Here is an 18,392-nt window from a genome sequence, read left to right on the forward strand (position 1 = left end):
CCATAGCGTCTGTGACCCACCCGATCCCTTCCCGAACTCGGACGTGAAACCAGTCTGCGCCGATGGTACTGTGGCTCAAGCCCCGGAAGAGTAGGGCGTCGCCAGGCATTATAGCTCGCGCTTCAATTCCCATCCACAATATGTGCGGCCTCCGCAGCGATCTCTAGTGTCGCGGGATGGAGCAGCCCGGTAGCTCGTCAGGCTCATAACCTGAAGGTCGTAGGTTCAAATCCTACTCCCGCAACCAGAGGCCGCAATCTTCTTCGCAGTTGGATCGCCATTCCGGTCAAACCCTCGAAACCATTAATTTCGGTCGAGGTTGGACATGGCCCATTTTCATTGCTGCAAGCTATTCTCAAACCCATTCCATTGACGCTGGCTTGCCGCAGATAGCGTGTACGGCCGGCTACCTGCGTGCTTCTTCAAGCCCGTAACGCTATCATCGAAATCTGTCGGCCATAATCGGGTTCTCCGCGGTGGCATGCACGGCGATAGCTGTAAAAGCGTTCTGGCTGCCCATATGTATCCTCGTCCAGCAGCTCGACCTGGCCGACCCCCGCACCCGCCAGCCGGGCGGCGACATAGGCGGCGATGTCGAACTGACAATGCCCCTCGCGGCCAGCCGAGAAAAAGCGATCATTTTCCGTATCTGCTGCCACGAAGCGTTCGGCGAAATCCAGCGTCACCTCATAGGACGAACGGCCGATGCATGGCCCTATCGCGCATGTGATCCGGTCACGCGCTGCACCCAGCGCCTCCATCGCATCGATCGTCCGATCCGTGACACCGCCCAGGGCGCCCTTCCAGCCCGCATGCGCCGCACCAATGATCCCTGCCGAGGCATCGGCAAACAGCACGGGAACGCAATCGGCGGTGAGAATCCCCAATATCAGACCGGGTTGATCCGTCACCATCGCATCGGCCGACGGGCGTTCGTCAATGGCAAAGGGCGTGGTGACTGTGACCACATCGGGTGAGTGGACCTGGTGGACCGTTACCAGCGCACCCCCGGGCAGCAGGGCGTCGCGCGCAAGATCCCGGTTGTGCAGAACCGCGTCACGTTCGTCTTCCGAGCCAAGTCCGACATTCAGGCCAGCATGAACCCCGGTCGAAACGCCGCCGCGCCGCCCGGCGAAGCCATGCAGCGTATCGCTCAAACTCGCTGCCCGCAGCAATTCTACCACAATTCACTCCTTTGGGGTCGTCAGGGGGAGGGGGAGCGCTTTTGGACCATGTCCCGAATGCGCAACATACTTGCGCGCCGCAGATTAGGCGATAGTCTCCACTCCATCACAAAAGGAGAGCGGCCGCAACGGCCGTCTGGGCAAAAGACTTCAAAGATAAAGGGCTCCACAATGATTTTCGGGCGCATAAAGCCATTGGATGCCATATTGGCCACGGCCGAGAAGAAAGCTCTCGTCCGTACGCTGGGGCCGGTTCAACTGACGCTATTGGGTGTCGGCGCGGTCATCGGCACCGGTATTTTCGTTCTGACCGCCGCCGCCGCGCAAAAGGCCGGGCCAGGCATGATGTGGAGCTTCGTGATCGCGGGCGCTGTTTGTGCCTTCGCCGCGCTCTGCTATTCCGAAATCGCCTCAATGGTTCCCGTGTCGGGCTCGGCCTACACCTATACCTATGCCGTCGTCGGCGAATTGCTCGCCTGGATGGTGGGCTGGGCGCTCATCCTCGAATATGCGGTCGCCGCCAGCGCCGTTTCGGTGGGGTGGTCCGGCTATTTCATGGGGCTGCTCAAAAGCATCACGGGACTCGAATTGCCGCAGGCGCTCTCGGCGGGGCCGGTCTGGACGATGAATGGCCTGATCCCACATGCTGACTTCACCCACGGCGTGATCAACATTCCCGCCATCGTCGTCGCGCTGGCAGTCACGACCCTGCTGATAATCGGCACCACCGAAAGCGCGCGCGTCAATGCCGTGCTCGTCGCCATCAAGGTGTCCGCGCTTACCGCCTTCATCATTCTGACGCTTCCCGTGCTTGACACCGGCAATTTCTCGCCCTTCGCACCCAATGACTGGTTCGGTCCCGCGGGAACCAGCGGCATGGGCATAGTCGGCGCCGCAGCGTCCATCTTCTTCGCCTATGTTGGCTTCGACGCGGTGTCGACCGCGGCGGAGGAAACCAAGAACCCGCAGCGCAACGTGCCCATCGGCCTGATCGGCAGCCTTGCGATCTGTACCATCTTCTATCTGCTCGTGGCTGCCGGCGCGATCGGCGCAATCGGGGCGCAGCCTGTGCTCGGCCCGGATGGATCGGTCGTCGCGCCGGGATCGCAGGGCTTTGCCGCCACCTGCGCGATGGCGGCCCATGCCAAGGATCTGGTCTGCTCCAACGAAGCGCTCGCCCATGTGCTGCGCGAGATCAACTGGACGGTGGTCGGCAATGCCCTTGGCCTTGCGGCCAATCTGGCATTGCCCTCAGTCATTCTGATGATGATGTTCGGCCAGACCCGCATCTTCTTCGTGATGGCACGCGACGGTCTGCTGCCGGAAAAGCTCGCCAGCATCCATCCCCGGTTCAAGACGCCCCATATCGTCACCATGGTGACGGGCATCTTCGTCGCGATCGGCGCCGCGCTGCTGCCGGTGGGGCAGCTGGCCGACATCTCCAACTCCGGCACGCTGTTCGCCTTTTTCATGGTGTGTCTCGCCGTGCTGGTGTTGCGCGTGAAGGAACCGGGCCGCGCTCGCCCCTTCCGCACGCCTTTGGTGTGGGTGATCGCGCCGACTGCGGCATTTGGCTGCGTCTTCCTGTTCTTCAACCTGCCGGTCGACGCCCAGCTTGTCCTGCCGATCTGGGGCGGGATCGGCCTCGTGCTCTATTTCATCTATGGTTATCGCAAGAGCCATGTGGGGCGCGGCCTGGTTGAAACCCATGAGCAGGATAGCGGCATCCCGCCTCAACCCGTGCCGCCGCTGCCGGGCGCGCATACGCCTGGCGGCCGGGACGCCTGATCGATCAAAGGGGGCGGATCACACCGCCCCCTTTTTCAATGCATCGGCTCGAATTCCGGATCGCGCAGCCCGCCATGATGGGGGCGCGTGAACAATTTTCCCCGCTCCGCCCAAGCGACGATCAGGAAGGAGATAGAGCCGAACACCGCCAGTCCCAGGGTCAGCGGCAATGTCGTCCCGTTGAAGGCGCGGCCGATCAGGCTGCCCAGCGTGCTCGACACGGCGGTGGTCAGAAATGCCTGGAAGGAGGAAGCGACGCCGGCGCCTTTCGCGAAGGGCTCCATGGAGATCGCGCTGAAATTCGATGCGGTGAAGGCGATGGTCATCATCGTCGCTGACTGCAGGACCATGAAGCTGGTGATGGTTTCCAATCCGGACAGGATCACGGTCAGGTGCACGACATTGATGGACACCAGGCATAGCAGCGCTGTCTGGCTCAGCCGCCGCGCACCGAAGCGCGAGACAAGGCGGCTGTTGAGCAGACTGCCGATGCCCATGCTGCCGGCGATGGCCGCGAAGGCGAAGGGAAAAATCTTCTGCGCGGCGAATATGTCGAAGAATATCTGCTGCACCGACAGGATGAAGCCGATCAGGCCGCTCATCACGACGCCGCTCGCCAACATGTAGCCGATTGACGCCCGCGTGCGGACGATCGTGCCGACCGTGCGGAAAATGGAGCCTGCGCTCATCCGCAGGCGATTTTCCGGCAGCAGCGTTTCGGGCAGCCGCATCCCCATCCACAGCAGGATCAGCGTCGCCAGGATCGCTAGCGCCCAGAAAATCCAGCGCCAGGGCGCAATCCAGAGGATCGCCTGGCCGAAAGTGGGCGCCATGACCGGGATCAGCATGAACACGGCGAAGATCAGCGACATCACGCGGGCCATCGCATCCCCCCTGAACCGATCACGGACGATGCCGACGGTGATCACCCGGCTGGCCCCGGCGAAAAAGCCGGCGGAGGCCCGTCCGACGAGCATGGCGGCAAAGCTGTGCGCGCCCGCGCAGGCGATCGAGGAAAGGATGAACAGCGCCATCGCGCTGCCGAGTACCCGCTTTCGCCCAAAGCGGTCAGACAGCACGCCGAACAGCAGCGACCCAACACCCAGGCCCATGAAATAGACGCTGATGATCAATTGGCGGTCGTTGGGGTGGGGGACCGAAAGATCCCGACCGATATCGGGCAAGGCCGGCAGCATGGGATCGATCGACAGCGCGTTCATCGCCATCAGGCAGGCGCAGAGCATCACGAATTCGCGAAACGCGATGTCCTTCTTCGGTTGCACCCGGCTGATGTCGTGATGGTCTGTCATGCCGGTGGCTATGGGGACAATCCATTGACCGCGCCACCCTTTTCACGTCGCGGACGGACGCGGGATCGGTTCAACGGAGCCATCATCACATGGTATCCGACGCGTTAACCATTTTTTATCCGCTGCCGGTGCAGCCTGCTGCTCGTCAAGAACCACAAGTCGAAATCCATGAGGGGGATTCGGTTATGGCCAATGGACTGAAGAGTGCGCAGTTTCTGATGCAAAGCCGGTTTGCCGGAGCAGAAGGCCAAACTGCGGAGGCCTGTTTCGATCTGGGCGTCGCCTATAGCTGCGGCACGGGCGGCATGCCGGTGGATCTGATCGAGGCGCATAAATGGTTCAATCTCGCCGCGCTCAAGGGCAGCGAGGAAGGGCAGGCGATGCGCGCCGAAGTGGCCGAGGAAATGTCGGCGCGCGAAATCGCCGAAGCGCAGCGGCAGGCGAGGGCGCTGATTGCCGCGACACAATTGCGCGCGGCCTGAAATCGGGGACACAGCGGTCCGCCAGGCTCCTTGCAGCCAGGCTGACCTTTGTCGTCAGTCCGGCCGCGCCTCGCCCTTCCGAAAGGGTGTCCTTTCGGTCAGCCAGATCCGGTCGCGCTGCACGCCCTGCCGTTCCGCCACCAGGAATTCGGTAACGGCCCTGCGGAAGCTGGCATTGGGAATGAAATGCGCTGAAAATGTCGGCTCCGGGGTGTAGCCGCGCGCCAGCTTGTGGCCGCCCTGCGCGCCTGCCTCCACCCGTTTCAGTCCGCGGGCGATGGCGATGTCGATCGCCTGATAATAGCATAGTTCGAAATGCAGATTGGGCACGTCTTCCGAACAGCCCCAATAGCGACCGTAGAGCGTATCCGCGCCGATCAGGTTGAGCGCACCGGCGATGGGTCGCCCTTGTCGCAGCGCTAGCACCAGCAGTACCCGGTCGGCCATGCTCTCGCCCAGCATGGAGAAAAATGCCCGGGTCAGATAGGGGCGCCCCCATTTGCGTGCTCCCGTGTCCTGGTAAAAGGTCCAGAACATGTCCCAATGCGCCTCCGTCAGCGCCGCTCCGGTCAGGTGGAGGATATCCAGCCCCTCGACCGCCCTTTCCCTTTCCTTGCGGATATTCTTGCGCTTGGCACTCGACAGATCGGCCAGGAAGTCGGCGAAATCGCCATAGCCGCGATTGGTCCAGTGGAACTGGCTATCCTCCCGGATCAGCCAGCCCGCCGCCTCGAACAGCGGCACCTGTTCGGGCGCTATGAAGGTCGCATGGGCGGAGGACAGTTGATTCTGCTGCACCACCGCCTCGATCCCGGCGATCAGCGCCGGCGCGAGGGTCCCATCACGCAGCAGCAGCCGGGGGCCCGGTACCGGCGAAAAGGGAGCCGCGATCTGAATCTTCGGATAATATTGCCCGCCGGCCCTTTCCCAGGCATCGGCCCAGCCGTGGTCGAACACATATTCGCCCTGGCTATGGCTCTTGCCATAAAGCGGCGCGGCAGCGGCGATCCGCCCGTCCGGACCATCGATCACCAGCGGCAGCGGTTGCCAGCCGCTGTTTCCGCCGACGCTGCCCGATCGTTCGAGCGCGGTCAGGAAATCCCAGCTCATGAAGGGATTTGCGTCGCCCGCGCAGGCGTTCCACTCGTCGCGCGGCAATTCCGCAACGCCCTGCGCCAGCCGGGCCACGCATTCAGTCATGGGACCGCTCGAAGATGATCTGGTCCGCATGCAGCGCGGCGCGGGCACGCTCCTCCTCTCCGCGCACCGTCCATGTCAGCACGGGCAGGCTCCTTTGGCGGGCATCATGGGCAGAAGAGGAAGGCAGGTCGCGGATATCACAGGCGATAAAATCGGGTTTCGCCGCCCAAAGTGCAAGGGCCCGCCCGATTCTGCCGCGCCAACCGCGCCTGCCCTGGTCCGTGATCACCAGGCCCCGCGCGACCAGGGGCCGGCGGCGCCTGAACCAGCCAATGGCGAGGGGGTTGAATGACATGACCGCCGCCAATGTCTTCGGCCGTCGCGCCAGATCGTCGGCAACCGCCGCGCAGATCGGGCCGACATGGCGCCCGTCCACCTTGATCTCGATGAGCAGGGGAATTTCGGTTCCGCAGAGGTCGAGCAGCGCGCGGAGGCGGGGAACGCCGCCGCCGTCGGGCAGCATCAGGCGATCTATCGACCCGGCATCATGGTCCGACACCGCGCCACCTTCGCCCGTCATCCGTTCAAGGGACGCGTCGTGAAAGACGATGGCGACGCCGTCGCGGCTGAGGCGCACGTCGCATTCGATGCCGAAACCGCCGGCGATGGCGGCCGCGAAGGCCGCCATGCCGTTTTCGCTGATCCGACCGCCGTGCAGCCCGCGATGGGCAAAGGGGCGCTCGGTCAGGAAGGGATAGGCGTCAGGCCGGGCGGACAAGGACGATCGCGTCGATCTCGACCACCGCGCCCAGCGGCAGCACCGGCACGCCGACGGCGCTGCGGGCGTGTTTGCCCGCTTCGCCGAATATCTCGACCATCAGTTCGGATGCCCCATTGGCGACCTTGGGCTGGTCGGTGAATTCGGGCGTGCTGCTGATGAAGGCGCCCAGCTTCACGATCCGTTCGACCCGGTCCAGGCTGCCGAGCGCCGCCTTCATCTGGGCGATCAGGTTGAGCCCGCAGGCGCGCGCCGCCTTGACGCCATAGTCGAGGTCGCGGTCCTCGCCCAGCCGGCCCGTCATCAACTGGCCGTCGGACAGCGAGATCTGCCCGGAAATATGCAGCAGGCCGTTGGCTTCCACCGCTGCGACATAGGCGGCGACGGGTGCGGCGGCGGCGGGCAGGGCGATGCCCAATTCACTCAGCCGGGTTTCGATGCTCATGAGGATGCTCCCTGGGTGGACGGAATATTCTGATAGGACGGTGCTGCCGGCGCGGGCCCCTCGGCCAGCCGGGCGGCGATCCATGCTTCGGCGACGGCCCAGTCGTCAATTCGGGCATGGGCCATGGGCGCGACGGCGACGTTGGCGGCGATCTGCGGCTCCCCCACCATGTGCAGGCGCCAGACGCCGGGCGCATGGTCGGCGACCGAGGCATGATGCTCCGCCAGATCGTCGATGAACAGGGCGACGCTGGGTTCGCGCTCCGCAAGGATGGCGGCCAGCGGCTTCCCCTTGCCTCCCTGGTTCCAGCGCACCGGAAGATCAAGGCCATGCGCCGCGAGCTGTTCGACGCGCTGGAGGTGATGCCGCTCCGTGATGTTGGTCAGGACCACGATGTCCGCAATCCGGCCGAGCCGCCTTATGGCCTCCACCGCCCCGGCAATGGGCGTCTGGCGGTGCATCTGCGTCTCGAAAAAGCCCAGCAGCAGTTCCCAGACCAGCGCCCGCTCCACCGGCTGGCCGCTGTCCTTGTGCCGCAGCGCCTCGCTGAAGCCGCGGTCATGCATGTCGAAATGGATATCATGCTGCTCGTCCAGCCACTCGCGAAAGGGGACGACCATGTGCAGCAGCACCTCGTCGCAGTCGGTGATGATCAACGGCCGGGTCATGCGGCAAGATGCTCCTTTGCTGCTATCAGCGCCTCCGGGCTGCTGTCGATGCTCTCTGCGCAGGCGATGAGGTCGGGCTCATGGTCCGACAGGAAGCCCAGCACAGCGCCCAATATCGCAGGATCGGCCACGCCCGCCCTCAGCGTGTCGGCATCCAGCCCCGTCAGCGCCAGCAGCCGGTCGGCGCGCCGATCATCCGCCAGGGTCCAGGCCAGCGCCATCAGCGCCAGTACGGATGGCTCTCGCGTATCGCTTGGACTATGCTGCTTGCCATGGTTAATGTCGGGACGCATGATTGATCTCAACGAAGGGCGGGTTTAGGGGACGCGCTTCCATTATATTGGCGGATTTCTCCAAACGCGGGTGACTGGTGGCAAAGCGCGTGCTCGTTGTCGAGGACAACGAACTCAATCTCAAACTTTTTTGCGACCTGTTGCGCGCGCACGGGCATGAAGTGCTGCCGTTGCGGGACGGGCGCGACCTGTTGCCCCAGGCGCGGGAGTTCCATCCCGACCTCGTGATCACCGATATCCATCTGCCGCATGTCAGCGGCCTGGACCTCATCATCTCGCTGAAGCAGGACGCGCAATTGTCGTCGGTGCCGGTCATGGCGGTCACCGCCTATGCCGGCCATGGTGATGAGGAGCGGATCCGGGAAGCGGGGGCGCAGGCCTATGTGTCGAAGCCGATCTCGGTGCTGCGCTTTGTGGAGCAGGTGAACGCATTGCTCTGACGCGCGCAAGGGCGGATTGCGGATGGGGCCGATGCGCCGCCTCTATCCCCGCGTCAATATCTCCCGCGCCCGGGGCGCCAGGCGTTCCGCCGCGGCCGCGTGAATCCCCGGCGCCGCGCACAGCAAGCCGAAAGCAGTGGGTTGCGGCCGGTTGAAGGAAAAGGGATTGCCGAGCGCATCGGTGACGACAGCGCCGGACTCTTCCGCGATCAGCGCGGCAGCGGCCACGTCCCATTCATTGCCCCAACGCACCGTGGCGACCAGGTCGGCCTCGTCCGCCGCGACCATCGCCATGCGCAAAGCGATGCTGTTGGGCTTTTCGACGGTGACGAGATCGCGGTCATGGCGGGGAAGCTGGTCCGCCGGAACCCGCGAACCGGGCAGGACGGCGCGTGGCCCGGCGCGCAGGGACCGACCGTTCCGGGTCGCCCCTGCACCCGCCTGCGCGATCCACAATTCATTCCGGGCGGGCGCCGCGAGAATGCCGAAGCGCACGGCGCCATGTTCCACCAGCGCCACCGAAACCGCCCAGCCGGGCCGCCCGCGCAGATAGTCGCGCGTGCCGTCGATCGGATCGACTACCCACACGCGCGGCAGGTTCAGCCGATGCACGGTGTCGGCCGTCTCCTCCGACAGCCAACCCGCCGCGGGATCAATGGCGTAGAGCCGCTCGCGCAGCATGGCGTCCAGTTCGATGTCAGCCTCGCACACCGGATGGCCGGGCACCTTTTCCCACTGGCGCACGCGGGTTTCCCCGCCCGCCCAGAGCGTCAGGGCCCGGTCGGCCGCGTCCGAGACGGCGGCCACGGCATCGCGCAAGGGAATGTCAGCCGCCTGCAACGGTCATCCCGTCGATACGAATGGTCGGCACGTTCATGCCATAGCGGAAGGCAAGGTCATTGGCCGGCACCAGCGCCCGGAACATGTCCTTCAGATTGCTGGCGATGGTGATTTCCGACACCGCCTGCCCAACGGCGCCATTTTCGATCAGGAAGCCCGCTGCCCCCCGGCTGTAGTCGCCCGTAACGCCATTGACCCCCATGCCGATCAGTTCGGTGACATAAAGGCCGCGTTTCACGTCCGCCATCAGTTCGCCGGGCGACAGCTTGCCCGGCTCCATATGCACATTGGTGACCCCCGCGCCCGGCGCGCCGCTGCCGCCCCGGCTGGCATGGCCCGTCGGTTGCAGGCCCAGTTGCCGTGCCGAGGCGCTGTCCAGCAGCCAGCCGGTCAGCACGCCCTTGTCGATCAGCGCCCGCCGCTCGACGGCAAGTCCCTCGCCGTCAAAGGGGCGCGAGCGCAAGCCGCGCGGCCGCAGCGGGTCGTCGATGATCGTCACGCCCGAATCGAACAGCGCTTCGCCCAGCGATTCCAGCAGGAAGCTCGATCGCCGCGCAATGGCGGGGCCCACCATTCCGCCGATCAGATGCCCCATCAGGCTGGACCCGATCCGGGGATCGAAGATCACGGGCATCACGCCGCTGCCGGTCTTCACCGGATGGAGCCGCGCCACTGCGCGATGCCCGGCGCGGTTGCCGACCGCCTCCGCATCGTCCAGATCCTCGATATGGCGGACGCTGTGGCTGGCATGGTCGCGCTGCATGTCGGCGCCGGAGCCGGCCAGCACGCTTGCCCAGGTCGAATGGCTGGTCCCCGCATAGGCCCCTGCAAAGCCATGGCTGGTGGCGAGCGCCATCTGGCTCCGCCCGGTCGCCGCGCCGCCGCCCTCGCTATTGGTGACGCCGGGCACGGCGCGTGCCGCCTCCTCCGCGATCAGGGCGCGTTCCCTGAGGTCCGCCGGTTCGGGTTCGACCGGATCGGTCAGGTCCAGCGCCGGAAGTTTCTTCCTGAGCAGCCGGTCTTCCGGGGCGAGGCCGGCATAGGGATCTTCCGGCGCCTGTCCCGCCATGGCGATGCACCGGTCGACCAGCGTGGCCAGCGTCGCGGGATTCATGTCCGACGCTGAAATGCTGGCGGAGCGGCGCCCGATGAAGACGCGCAGGCCGATCTCCTCGCCCTCCGACCGTTCCACATCCTCCAGCGCGCCCAGCCGTACCGACACGTTGGTCGACGCGTTGCAGGCATAGATGGCGTCGGCCGCATCCGCGCCCGCCCGGCGCGCCGCAGTCACCAGATCCTGCGCGCGGGACTGGGCTTCTTCTAGGCTGAGCATGGGATCGATCGTTTCCTGTAAGGGGACATGCAGGGCGAAGGGGCGGCCTTACGCGCTTGGGCGACGGTCGGCAACCTGCCCTTCCGATCCCCTTTCATCCAGCCAATGGCGCAACAGATGCCAGGCAATGGCCATCGGCGGCGGGGCGAGAAAGGGCGCACCGTCCTCCCCGGCCATTGCGGCGCGGACGCCCGCCTCGTCGCACCAGAAGGCGTGTTCGATCTCATTTTCGTCGATCTTCAGAGCGTCGTCATCGGCCTGCGCCATGCAGGCGACCATCAGGGAAGAGGGGAAGGGCCAGGGCTGGCTGGCGACATAGCGCACGGAGCGGGTGACCACGCCCGCTTCCTCCCGGATTTCGCGAACCACGGCTTCCTCCAGCGTCTCGCCCGGCTCCACGAAGCCGGCCAGTGCGGAATAGCGCCCCGCAGGCCAGCCATGCTGCCGTCCGAGCAGCACGCGCCCGCGATGTTCGGCCAGCATGATGACCACCGGATCGACGCGGGGGAAATGTTCCGCCCGGCAGGATTCGCATTGCCGTGCCCAGCCCGCCTTGGCAGGCGCCGTGCGCTGTCCGCAGACCGAGCAGAAACGATGCCGCGCATGCCAGGCCAGCAGGCTGCGCGCGGCACCGTAGAGGGCGACCTCATGCCCCGGCACCTCATCCGCCAAGGCCCGGCTGCGCGGCGTGGCGAACAGGGTGTCCGGCGCATCTGCCAGCAGTTCGGCGAAGATCGGCTGTTGCCGCTCATCCACGCCGAGCAGCGCATGATGTTCGATCAGGCCGTCGGCGGGCAGCGGTTCCATCACCAGATGGCCATCCACCACCACCGGTTCCAATCCGTCCAGTACGACGCGGCGCGCCTGCGCAGATGCAAAGGCTTCCGCCAGCAGGACAGGGTTGCTGCGGACATGGTCGACCCGGTCCAGTCGTCCGCCGCCAAAGGCGATGAGCCGCGATCCGGGGGCGTCAGAGCCGTGCATCTTTCCCTTTCTCCTTCATCGCCGTCTGGGCCGCCTGGGCCGCGCGGGCGAACAGCGTCGGCAGGCCCGCCTTCGCGATCCGGGCCACTGGCCACCATTCGCCCTCTCCAGGCGGCGTCACATCCTGCCCCACATGGGCATGATGCACCGTCAATGCGAGGGAGAAATGCGTAAAAACATGCGCGACTGGTTCCGCCACCTGGCGCCAGGCACCGGCGACCGGCGGCGTCGGATCGGGCGCGTCGTTCCATTCGGAGGAGGGCAGCGCGCGCATGCCGCCCAGCATTCCCTTTTCGGGCCGCCGCACCAGCCAGACATGCCCGTCGGGCCGTTCGATCCACCAGCCATGACCGCGGCGGTGCGGCTTGGCCTTCTTCGCCGCCTTGACCGGGAAAGCGGCAGGGTCTGCGGTACGGAAAGCCGCGCAATTCTCCCGCAACGGGCAAATGCCGCAGGCGGGATTGCGCGCCGTGCAGATAGTCGCGCCCAGATCCATCATCGCCTGCGCGAAATCCCCGGCGCGCAGGTCCGGCGTGATCGCGTCGGTCGCCGCGCGAATCCCGGGGCGTGCCGCCGGCAAAGGCGTCGATATGGCGAAGAGGCGCGAAACCACGCGTTCGACATTGGCGTCGACCACCACGGCCCGCCGCCCGAAGGCGATGGCGGCCACCGCCGCCGCCGTATAGGCGCCGACGCCCGGCAGGGCGCGGAGCCCCTCCTCCGTGTCGGGAAACATGCCGTCATGTTCGTCCGCGACCGCCCGTGCGCAGGCCAGCAGGTTGCGGGCGCGGGCATAATAGCCCAGCCCTGCCCAGGCGGCCATGACCTCGGCATCCTGTTCCGCCGCCAGCGCCGCGACATCGGGCCAGCGTTCGGTGAACCTGGCGAAATAGGGCGCGACCGCCGCGACAGTGGTCTGCTGCAACATCACCTCCGACAGCCAGACCCGATAGGGATTGGCGGCATTGGCCCCCGGCGGCGCGCGCCAGGGCAGGCGCCGCGCATGGACGTCATAATGGGCGAGCAGATCGGATGCTATTTTCTGGATGTTGCCCTCGACGCGCATGGCGCCCCTATGCCATTAAGAGAGCCATGACGGAACGCCCCCCGACACCCAAAATGAAAAGCCGCAAGTCGGATGCGGAAGACCGGCCGCGCGTCGGCGCGCCCCGCCGGATCGCCGACCTGATGCCCGCCATCGGCGCCGCCGCCTTCCGCAAGTTCGGCTTCGTGCAATCGAGCATCGTCACCCGCTGGGCGGAGATCGTGGGCCCGCATTATGCGACGATCAGCGAACCCGAATCGATCCGCTTTCCGGCGGGTAAGAAGGCGGGCGGCACATTGCAGCTCACCGTCATGAGCGGCCATGCGCCCATGATCCAGCACGTGCTGCCCGACATCATGGAGCGGGTGAACCGCTTCTTCGGCTATGCCGCCGTCGCCAAGATCGCGATGAAGCAAGGCATGGTGCAGCCCAGGGAACCGGAACGCCGCCCCCCGCCGGCCAATCTCAAGCCCATTCCGGTCGAGCTGGGGGATTCCCTGCGCGACATTGGCGACCCCGAATTGCGCGCCGTGCTGGAATCCCTGGCGCAGGGGCTTGCCAACAGCAGCGGTTTGCCCAAGATCAGTTGATCGGAAAGTTACTCCATCACCACCTTCAGCCGCGACAGGGGCGGCGCATCACTGGACCATCGCATGATGAAATTCCGCCTGGCCTTCCTCGCCCTGCTCGCCATCCCGGCAAGCGCATCTCTGTCCGCATGGGCCGCTCCCGCCGCCAACTGGCTGACCCGGATAGCCTTGTCCCCCATGGGTGGCCATGTGCTCGGCAATCCCGCCGCACCGACCAAGCTGGTCGAATATGTGAGCTACACCTGCTCCCACTGCGCGCATTTCGTGGGCGAAGCCAGCGAACCGCTGCGCGCCAATTATGTGAAGGGCGGCACACTCAGCGTCGAGGTGCGCAATGCGGTGCGCGACAAATATGACCTGGCCGCCGCGCTGCTCGCCCGCTGCGGCGGGCCGAAGCAATTCTTCGGCAATCATGAGGCGCTGTTCGCCAATCAGGAAGCCTGGATGGAGAAGATCCAGTCCTATGAGACGGACGCCGCCAAGCCGACGGATCAGAAGGCGGCCCTGCGCGACATCGGGCAGAAGACCGGCCTCTACGCGCTGATGGGCAAGCGCGGATTCAAGCCCGCGCAGCTTGACGCATGCATCAACGATCCCGCGTCGATGAAGCAGGTGCTCGCCATGACCGACGAAGCCTGGAACAAGCTGCAGATCGGCGGGACGCCCGCGTTCACGCTGAACGGCACGCTGGTCCACGGATCGGACTGGACGCGGTTGCAGGCTGCATTGCCCTGATCTAAACCACTGCACGACAACGCCCGACAACGGAGCCAAGAACAACGTGAAAGCCCTTTCCGGACTTGCCCTGATCGCCCTTAGCCTCACCGTCGCCGCCTGCGGCAAGAAGGATGAGGGCAGCGTCACCTCCGCCGAACCGATCGCCGCGGTCGCCGCGCCTGCCGGCACGAAATGGTCGGAAACCATCGCCGCCAGCCCCGACGGCTATTTCGTCATGGGCAATCCCAATGCGAAGGTGAAGCTGGTCGAATATGGTTCCTACACCTGCTCGCACTGCCGCGACTTCGCCGCCGAATCGTCCGAGGAGATCAGGCAGATCGTCGACAGCGGGAAGATGAGCTTCGAATTCCGCAATTATGTGCGCGACCCGATCGACATTTCGACGGCGCTGCTGGCCCGTTGCGGTGGCAAGGACATTTTCTATCCGCTCTCCGAACAGTTTTTCGCCAATCAGAGCGCGATGTTCGAAAAGGCGCAGGCGCTGGGCGATGAAAAATACAAGGCGCTGATGAGCGCGCCCCCGGCGCAGCGCTTCGGCCAACTGGCCTCCGCCGTCGGCCTGGTCGATTTCGCCAAGCAGCGCGGCATATCCGAAGATCAGGCGAAGCAGTGCCTGGCCGACACGGCTGCGGCCGAAAAACTGGCCAAGACGGTCGAGACCGCCAATCAGCAATATAAGATCGAAGGCACGCCGACCTTCATCCTGAACGGCGTGATGGTGGAAAATACCGCCGCCTGGCCGGCGCTGCGCACGAAGCTCAAGGAAGCGGGGATCTGATTGGACCAGGGGGGGCTGACATCGTCGGGCCGGCTTTCCGCCGATGGCGGCGCCGCCCGGCCCTGCCCTGACGTCGCGCAATGCAGATAAAGCGCCTCAAGCTCTCCGGCTTCAAGAGCTTCGTCGATCCGACCGAATTGCGCATCGAACCGGGCCTGACCGGCATTGTCGGGCCCAATGGCTGCGGCAAGTCCAACCTGCTGGAGGCGATCCGCTGGGTCATGGGCGAATCCAGCGCCAAGTCGATGCGCGGCGGCGGCATGGAGGATGTGATCTTCGCGGGCACCTCCACCCGTCCGCAGCGTGATTTCGCGGAAGTCTCGCTGCTCACCGTCCAGGAACAGGGCGAACTGTTCAACGCGGTGGAAGTGGCCGCCGACGGCGAACTGGAAGTGACCCGCCGGATCGAGCGGGGCGCCGGCAGTGCTTACCGCGCCAATGGCCGCGACGTCCGGGCCAAGGACGTGTCGCTGATCTTCGCGGATGCCGCCACGGGTCCGCACAGTCCCGCGCTGGTCAGCCAGGGCCGCATCGCCGCCGTCATCGCGGCCCGCCCCCAGGAGCGCCGCGCCATGCTGGAGGAAGCGGCGGGCATTTCCGGCCTGCACGTCCGCCGCAAGGATGCGGAGCAGAAGCTGCGGGCCGCCGAAGCCAATTTGATGCGGCTGGACGAAATCCTTTCCGACATGGACGCCCGCGCCAGCAGCCTGCGACGCCAGGCGAAGGCGGCGGAGCGCTATATCCGCCTCTCCGAACAGATCCGCATCGCCGAGGGACGCACGATCTTCGCCCGCTGGCGCGAGGCCGCCGCCAGCGCAGACGCCGCCCGTGCCGAGGCCAAACAGGCCGAAAGCGCCGTCGCCGCCGCGCAGGAGGCGCAGCAGGCCGCCGCCGTCCACGCCCATGCTGCCGTGGAGGCGCTTGCGCAGAAACGCGCCGCCGCCCAGGTCGCGCGCGATGCGGCGAGCGAAGCGGGACACAGGCTCGCCGCCCTGCGCACCGAACGGGACGGCGTGGTACGGCGCCTCCATGACCTTGCCCAGCAGGCCGCCCGGCTGGAGGAGGACCGCGAACGCGAAGGCACGCTCGCCAATGACGCGGCGGAGGCGATTGCCCGCCTCACCGATGAACTGGCGGCGCTCAAGGCGCGCATCACCGAGACCGAGGCGATGCGTCCCGATTTCGCCGGCCGGATCGCCCGTGCCGAGGACGCCGCCCGCGACGCCGAACTCGATCTGGCCAAGGCCATGGCGAAGCAGGCGGGCGAGCAGGCCGAACTGCGCGTGGCTGACGCTGCGCTTGCCGCCGCGCGCGCTCGCCTGGACCGGGCGTCCCGTGAAACGCAACGCCTTGAATCGGAAGTCGCGGCCTTGCCCGACGCCGCGCCGCTGGAAGAAAAGCGGGCCGAAGCGATCGCCGCTCAGCAGCAGGCCAGCGCCGACCGCGATGCCGCCGAAGCCGCAATCCGCTCCGCCGAAGCCGACCGCGCCGAAGCAGCGGAGGCGCGTGCCGGCGCCGAGGCCGCCTTGTCCTCCGCCCGCGCGGCCCTCGCCGCGCTCGACAGCGAAGCCGCCGCGCTCCAGCGGGCCGTGGACAGCGGCACCGGCAGCCGCAGCCGCGCGCTGGATCGGCTCAAGGCCGCCCCCGGCTATGAACGCGCGCTCGCCGCTGCGCTGGGCGACGATCTGGAAGCGCCCATCGCTGCCGAGGGCAAACGCCGTTGGGCAGGCGCGACGCCGCTCGACAGCGATCCAGGCCTGCCCGCAGGGTGCACGGCGCTCTCCGTCCATGTCACGGCGCCGGCCGAACTGGAGCGCCGTCTCGCCCAGGTCGCGGTCGCGGACAGTGACGAAGGCCAGGCGCTCGCGGTTGGCCAGCGCCTCGTCACCAGGGATGGCCAGCTTCGCCGCTGGGACGGCTATGTCGCCGTGGAAGGCGGAGCCGCCGCCGCCGAACGGCTGATCCGCCTCAACCGTCTCGAGGCCCTTGCCGCCGCCCGGCCCGCCGTCGAAGCCGATGTCGATGCTGCCCGCGCGGCGCAGGATGGAGCATTGGCGCGTGAAGGCGAGGCTGGCCGGACGCTGGCGTCCGGCCGCACCCAGCTTGCGAATGCGGATCAGCGCCTGCGTACCGCCCTGCGCGCCGCCGATGAGGCCGCCACCGCGCTCGAACGGCTGAGCGGCCGGCGCGAAGCGATGGAGGAGCGGTTGAACGAAGCCCGCGCCGACCTGCTCGGCGCGCAGGGCGAGCATGACAAGGCGCAGGCCAGCCGGGCCGCCATGCCCGATGGCGGGGAAACCCGCGCGCAGGTCGCCACGCTGCAACAGGCGAGCGAAAAGGCCCGGATCGCGGTCAGCCAGCTTCAGGCCGATCAGGCGCTGGCGGACCGCGCGCTGGCCAGCGACCGGGAGCGCATGGCCGCCGCCGATGCGGAGGCCAAGAGCTGGCGTGCCCGCGCCGGTGAAGCGGCCAAGCGCATCGCGGCGATGGTCGAACGCGGCGAGGCCATAACGAAGGAACGCGCCGAAATCGCCGGCCAGCCTGACAGTCTGGCGGCGACCATCGCCGCACTCAGCGAGCAGGGCGACACGCTGATGCAAGCGGCGGAGGCCGCGCGGCGCGAGGAAAGCGAAGCCGAAGCCGCGCTGCGCATGGCCGAACAGCGCGCGTCGCAGGCTGGCGAAACGCTCGCCAATGCCCGCGAAGCCCGCGCCACCGCCACCGCCCGCGCCGAGGCGGCGGATGAGAAGCGTGTCGAAACCAACCGCCTTTCCGGCGAGCGATTCGAATGCCCGCCGCCCGTCCTGCCCGAAAAACTGGGCTTCGCCAGCGCAGAGGTCCGCATCGCCCAGAGCGAACAGGGCGAGCATGACCGGCTCGTCACGGAGCGTGAGCGGATCGGCCCGGTCAACCTGGTCGCGGCGCAGGAACTGGAGGAACTGGAAGCCACCCAGGCCAGCAGCCGCGCCGAAAGCGAGGAACTGACCCAGGCGATCAACCGGCTGCGCGGCTCGATCGGCAGCCTGAACCGGGAGGGGCGCCAGCGCCTGCTCGCCGCGTTCGAGGCGGTGGACGGCCATTTCCGCCGTCTTTTCACGACGCTGTTCAATGGGGGCCAGGCGCATCTGGAATTGATCGACAGCGACGATCCGCTTGAGGCAGGGCTGGAAATCATGGCCCAGCCGCCGGGCAAGAAGCTGGCCGCCCTGACCCTGCTCTCCGGCGGTGAACAGGCGTTGACGGCCGTCGCCCTGATCTTCGGATTGTTCCTGACCAACCCCGCGCCGATCTGCGTGCTGGACGAGGTCGACGCGCCGCTGGATGACGCCAATGTCGAGCGCTTCTGCGACCTGCTTGACGCGATGGTGGCGCAGACCGACACGCGATACCTGATCGTCAGCCATAATGCGGTAACCATGGCCCGCATGCACCGGCTGTTCGGCGTGACCATGGTGGAACGCGGGGTGAGCCGCCTCGTGTCGGTCAACCTCGGCAGTGCGGAAGCGCTGCTCGCGGCGGAATGACTGTGTTTCGGGCCCGGAACGGATTTCGATCT

Annotated in this window: 18 protein-coding genes, 1 tRNA gene and 1 rRNA gene; 9 read left to right on the forward strand and 11 right to left on the reverse strand. The window is 66.4% G+C overall.

Going from position 1 to position 18,392, the window contains the following annotated elements; all coding sequences use genetic code 11:
• Positions 1-107, forward strand: a 5S ribosomal RNA gene (rrf, locus tag MRBLMC3_RS05945); the annotation flags it as partial.
• Between the two features lie 63 nt (positions 108-170).
• Positions 171-247: transfer RNA gene (locus MRBLMC3_RS05950), tRNA-Met, on the forward strand.
• 175 nt (positions 248-422) lie between these two features.
• Here the strand turns inward: MRBLMC3_RS05950 and pgeF are convergent.
• On the reverse strand, positions 423-1,184 hold the full coding sequence (gene pgeF, locus MRBLMC3_RS05955) for a peptidoglycan editing factor PgeF (RefSeq protein ID WP_363826681.1): 762 nt from the start codon (positions 1,182-1,184) through the stop codon (positions 423-425).
• A 171-nt stretch (positions 1,185-1,355) separates the two neighbouring features.
• Between pgeF and MRBLMC3_RS05960 the strand changes: the two genes are divergently transcribed.
• Positions 1,356-2,972: an amino acid permease gene (locus MRBLMC3_RS05960; RefSeq protein WP_363753501.1), complete on the forward strand. Its 1,617-nt coding sequence runs from the start codon at positions 1,356-1,358 to the stop codon at positions 2,970-2,972.
• 35 nt (positions 2,973-3,007) lie between these two features.
• Here MRBLMC3_RS05960 and MRBLMC3_RS05965 read toward each other — a convergent pair whose 3' ends face one another.
• The gene (locus MRBLMC3_RS05965; protein ID WP_363826685.1) at positions 3,008-4,282 is read right to left on the reverse strand and encodes a multidrug effflux MFS transporter; all 1,275 of its coding nucleotides are present in this window, start codon (positions 4,280-4,282) and stop codon (positions 3,008-3,010) included.
• Positions 4,283-4,467: 185 nt separating this feature from the next.
• Between MRBLMC3_RS05965 and MRBLMC3_RS05970 the strand changes: the two genes are divergently transcribed.
• Positions 4,468-4,764, forward strand: coding sequence for an SEL1-like repeat protein (locus MRBLMC3_RS05970; protein ID WP_133653309.1), 297 nt, complete (start codon positions 4,468-4,470; stop codon positions 4,762-4,764).
• A 54-nt stretch (positions 4,765-4,818) separates the two neighbouring features.
• Here the strand turns inward: MRBLMC3_RS05970 and MRBLMC3_RS05975 are convergent, their stop codons facing one another.
• From MRBLMC3_RS05975 to MRBLMC3_RS05995, 5 genes are read right to left on the reverse strand one after another with little or no spacing between them, the layout of a single operon-like run.
• Positions 4,819-5,964, reverse strand: a complete 1,146-nt coding sequence (locus MRBLMC3_RS05975) for a GNAT family N-acetyltransferase (RefSeq protein WP_363826688.1) — start codon at positions 5,962-5,964, stop codon at positions 4,819-4,821.
• Positions 5,957-6,682: a glycerophosphodiester phosphodiesterase family protein gene (locus tag MRBLMC3_RS05980; protein WP_363826690.1), complete on the reverse strand. Its 726-nt coding sequence runs from the start codon at positions 6,680-6,682 to the stop codon at positions 5,957-5,959. Before MRBLMC3_RS05980 ends, MRBLMC3_RS05975 begins: the two co-directional genes overlap by 8 nt.
• Positions 6,666-7,127, reverse strand: a complete 462-nt coding sequence (locus MRBLMC3_RS05985; protein WP_363753493.1) for a RidA family protein — start codon at positions 7,125-7,127, stop codon at positions 6,666-6,668. Before MRBLMC3_RS05985 ends, MRBLMC3_RS05980 begins: the two co-directional genes overlap by 17 nt.
• Positions 7,124-7,795, reverse strand: a complete 672-nt coding sequence (locus tag MRBLMC3_RS05990; protein ID WP_363826693.1) for an HAD family hydrolase — start codon at positions 7,793-7,795, stop codon at positions 7,124-7,126. Before MRBLMC3_RS05990 ends, MRBLMC3_RS05985 begins: the two co-directional genes overlap by 4 nt.
• On the reverse strand, positions 7,792-8,088 hold the full coding sequence (locus tag MRBLMC3_RS05995) for a DUF3572 domain-containing protein (protein WP_363753488.1): 297 nt from the start codon (positions 8,086-8,088) through the stop codon (positions 7,792-7,794). Before MRBLMC3_RS05995 ends, MRBLMC3_RS05990 begins: the two co-directional genes overlap by 4 nt.
• A gap of 77 nt (positions 8,089-8,165) precedes the next feature.
• Between MRBLMC3_RS05995 and MRBLMC3_RS06000 the strand changes: the two genes are divergently transcribed.
• On the forward strand, positions 8,166-8,528 hold the full coding sequence (locus tag MRBLMC3_RS06000; protein WP_363735706.1) for a response regulator: 363 nt from the start codon (positions 8,166-8,168) through the stop codon (positions 8,526-8,528).
• 42 nt (positions 8,529-8,570) lie between these two features.
• Here MRBLMC3_RS06000 and MRBLMC3_RS06005 read toward each other — a convergent pair whose 3' ends face one another.
• Genes MRBLMC3_RS06005 through MRBLMC3_RS06020 form a run of 4 tightly spaced genes read right to left on the reverse strand, consistent with a single transcriptional unit; the run spans position 8,571 to position 12,751 of the window.
• Positions 8,571-9,368 (reverse strand): 3'(2'),5'-bisphosphate nucleotidase CysQ, encoded by a 798-nt coding sequence (locus MRBLMC3_RS06005; RefSeq protein ID WP_363826695.1) that lies wholly within the window; start codon positions 9,366-9,368, stop codon positions 8,571-8,573.
• Positions 9,355-10,701, reverse strand: a complete 1,347-nt coding sequence (locus MRBLMC3_RS06010) for a TldD/PmbA family protein (RefSeq protein ID WP_363826697.1) — start codon at positions 10,699-10,701, stop codon at positions 9,355-9,357. Before MRBLMC3_RS06010 ends, MRBLMC3_RS06005 begins: the two co-directional genes overlap by 14 nt.
• Before the next feature lie 48 nt (positions 10,702-10,749).
• The gene (gene nudC, locus MRBLMC3_RS06015) at positions 10,750-11,685 is read right to left on the reverse strand and encodes an NAD(+) diphosphatase (RefSeq protein WP_363826700.1); all 936 of its coding nucleotides are present in this window, start codon (positions 11,683-11,685) and stop codon (positions 10,750-10,752) included.
• Positions 11,672-12,751 (reverse strand): A/G-specific adenine glycosylase, encoded by a 1,080-nt coding sequence (locus MRBLMC3_RS06020; RefSeq protein ID WP_363826703.1) that lies wholly within the window; start codon positions 12,749-12,751, stop codon positions 11,672-11,674. Before MRBLMC3_RS06020 ends, nudC begins: the two co-directional genes overlap by 14 nt.
• A 26-nt stretch (positions 12,752-12,777) precedes the next feature.
• Here MRBLMC3_RS06020 and MRBLMC3_RS06025 point away from each other — a divergent pair, with 26 nt between their 5' ends.
• The 4 genes from MRBLMC3_RS06025 (at position 12,778) to smc (ending at position 18,360) form a co-directional block, all read left to right on the forward strand.
• Positions 12,778-13,320, forward strand: coding sequence for a DUF721 domain-containing protein (locus tag MRBLMC3_RS06025; RefSeq protein WP_363735711.1), 543 nt, complete (start codon positions 12,778-12,780; stop codon positions 13,318-13,320).
• 63 nt (positions 13,321-13,383) lie between these two features.
• Complete coding sequence (locus tag MRBLMC3_RS06030; RefSeq protein WP_363735712.1) at positions 13,384-14,055, forward strand: thioredoxin domain-containing protein; 672 nt, start codon at positions 13,384-13,386, stop codon at positions 14,053-14,055.
• A 46-nt stretch (positions 14,056-14,101) separates the two neighbouring features.
• Positions 14,102-14,836, forward strand: coding sequence for a thioredoxin domain-containing protein (locus MRBLMC3_RS06035; protein ID WP_363735713.1), 735 nt, complete (start codon positions 14,102-14,104; stop codon positions 14,834-14,836).
• Positions 14,837-14,916: 80 nt separating this feature from the next.
• The gene (gene smc / locus MRBLMC3_RS06040; RefSeq protein WP_363826706.1) at positions 14,917-18,360 is read left to right on the forward strand and encodes a chromosome segregation protein SMC; all 3,444 of its coding nucleotides are present in this window, start codon (positions 14,917-14,919) and stop codon (positions 18,358-18,360) included.
• Positions 18,361-18,392: the final 32 nt, after the last annotated feature.

The organism is Sphingobium sp. LMC3-1-1.1, from assembly GCF_040676285.1.
Lineage (GTDB): Bacteria > Pseudomonadota > Alphaproteobacteria > Sphingomonadales > Sphingomonadaceae > Sphingobium.

Excerpts from the sequence above, each read along its gene's own strand:
- MRBLMC3_RS06030 (WP_363735712.1), top strand. The coding sequence starts at position 13,384 with ATGATGAAATTCCGCCTGGCCTTCCTCGCCCTGCTCGCCATCCCGGCA.
- MRBLMC3_RS06025 (WP_363735711.1), top strand. The coding sequence starts at position 12,778 with ATGACGGAACGCCCCCCGACACCCAAAATGAAAAGCCGCAAGTCGGAT.
- MRBLMC3_RS05970 (WP_133653309.1), top strand. The coding sequence starts at position 4,468 with ATGGCCAATGGACTGAAGAGTGCGCAGTTTCTGATGCAAAGCCGGTTT.
- MRBLMC3_RS05965 (WP_363826685.1), bottom strand. The coding sequence starts at position 4,282 with ATGACAGACCATCACGACATCAGCCGGGTGCAACCGAAGAAGGACATC.
- MRBLMC3_RS05990 (WP_363826693.1), bottom strand. The coding sequence starts at position 7,795 with ATGACCCGGCCGTTGATCATCACCGACTGCGACGAGGTGCTGCTGCAC.
- MRBLMC3_RS06010 (WP_363826697.1), bottom strand. The coding sequence starts at position 10,701 with ATGCTCAGCCTAGAAGAAGCCCAGTCCCGCGCGCAGGATCTGGTGACT.
- MRBLMC3_RS05995 (WP_363753488.1), bottom strand. The coding sequence starts at position 8,088 with ATGCGTCCCGACATTAACCATGGCAAGCAGCATAGTCCAAGCGATACG.
- nudC (WP_363826700.1), bottom strand. The coding sequence starts at position 11,685 with ATGCACGGCTCTGACGCCCCCGGATCGCGGCTCATCGCCTTTGGCGGC.
- smc (WP_363826706.1), top strand. The coding sequence starts at position 14,917 with ATGCAGATAAAGCGCCTCAAGCTCTCCGGCTTCAAGAGCTTCGTCGAT.
- MRBLMC3_RS06020 (WP_363826703.1), bottom strand. The coding sequence starts at position 12,751 with ATGCGCGTCGAGGGCAACATCCAGAAAATAGCATCCGATCTGCTCGCC.
- MRBLMC3_RS05960 (WP_363753501.1), top strand. The coding sequence starts at position 1,356 with ATGATTTTCGGGCGCATAAAGCCATTGGATGCCATATTGGCCACGGCC.
- MRBLMC3_RS05985 (WP_363753493.1), bottom strand. The coding sequence starts at position 7,127 with ATGAGCATCGAAACCCGGCTGAGTGAATTGGGCATCGCCCTGCCCGCC.
- MRBLMC3_RS05975 (WP_363826688.1), bottom strand. The coding sequence starts at position 5,964 with ATGACTGAATGCGTGGCCCGGCTGGCGCAGGGCGTTGCGGAATTGCCG.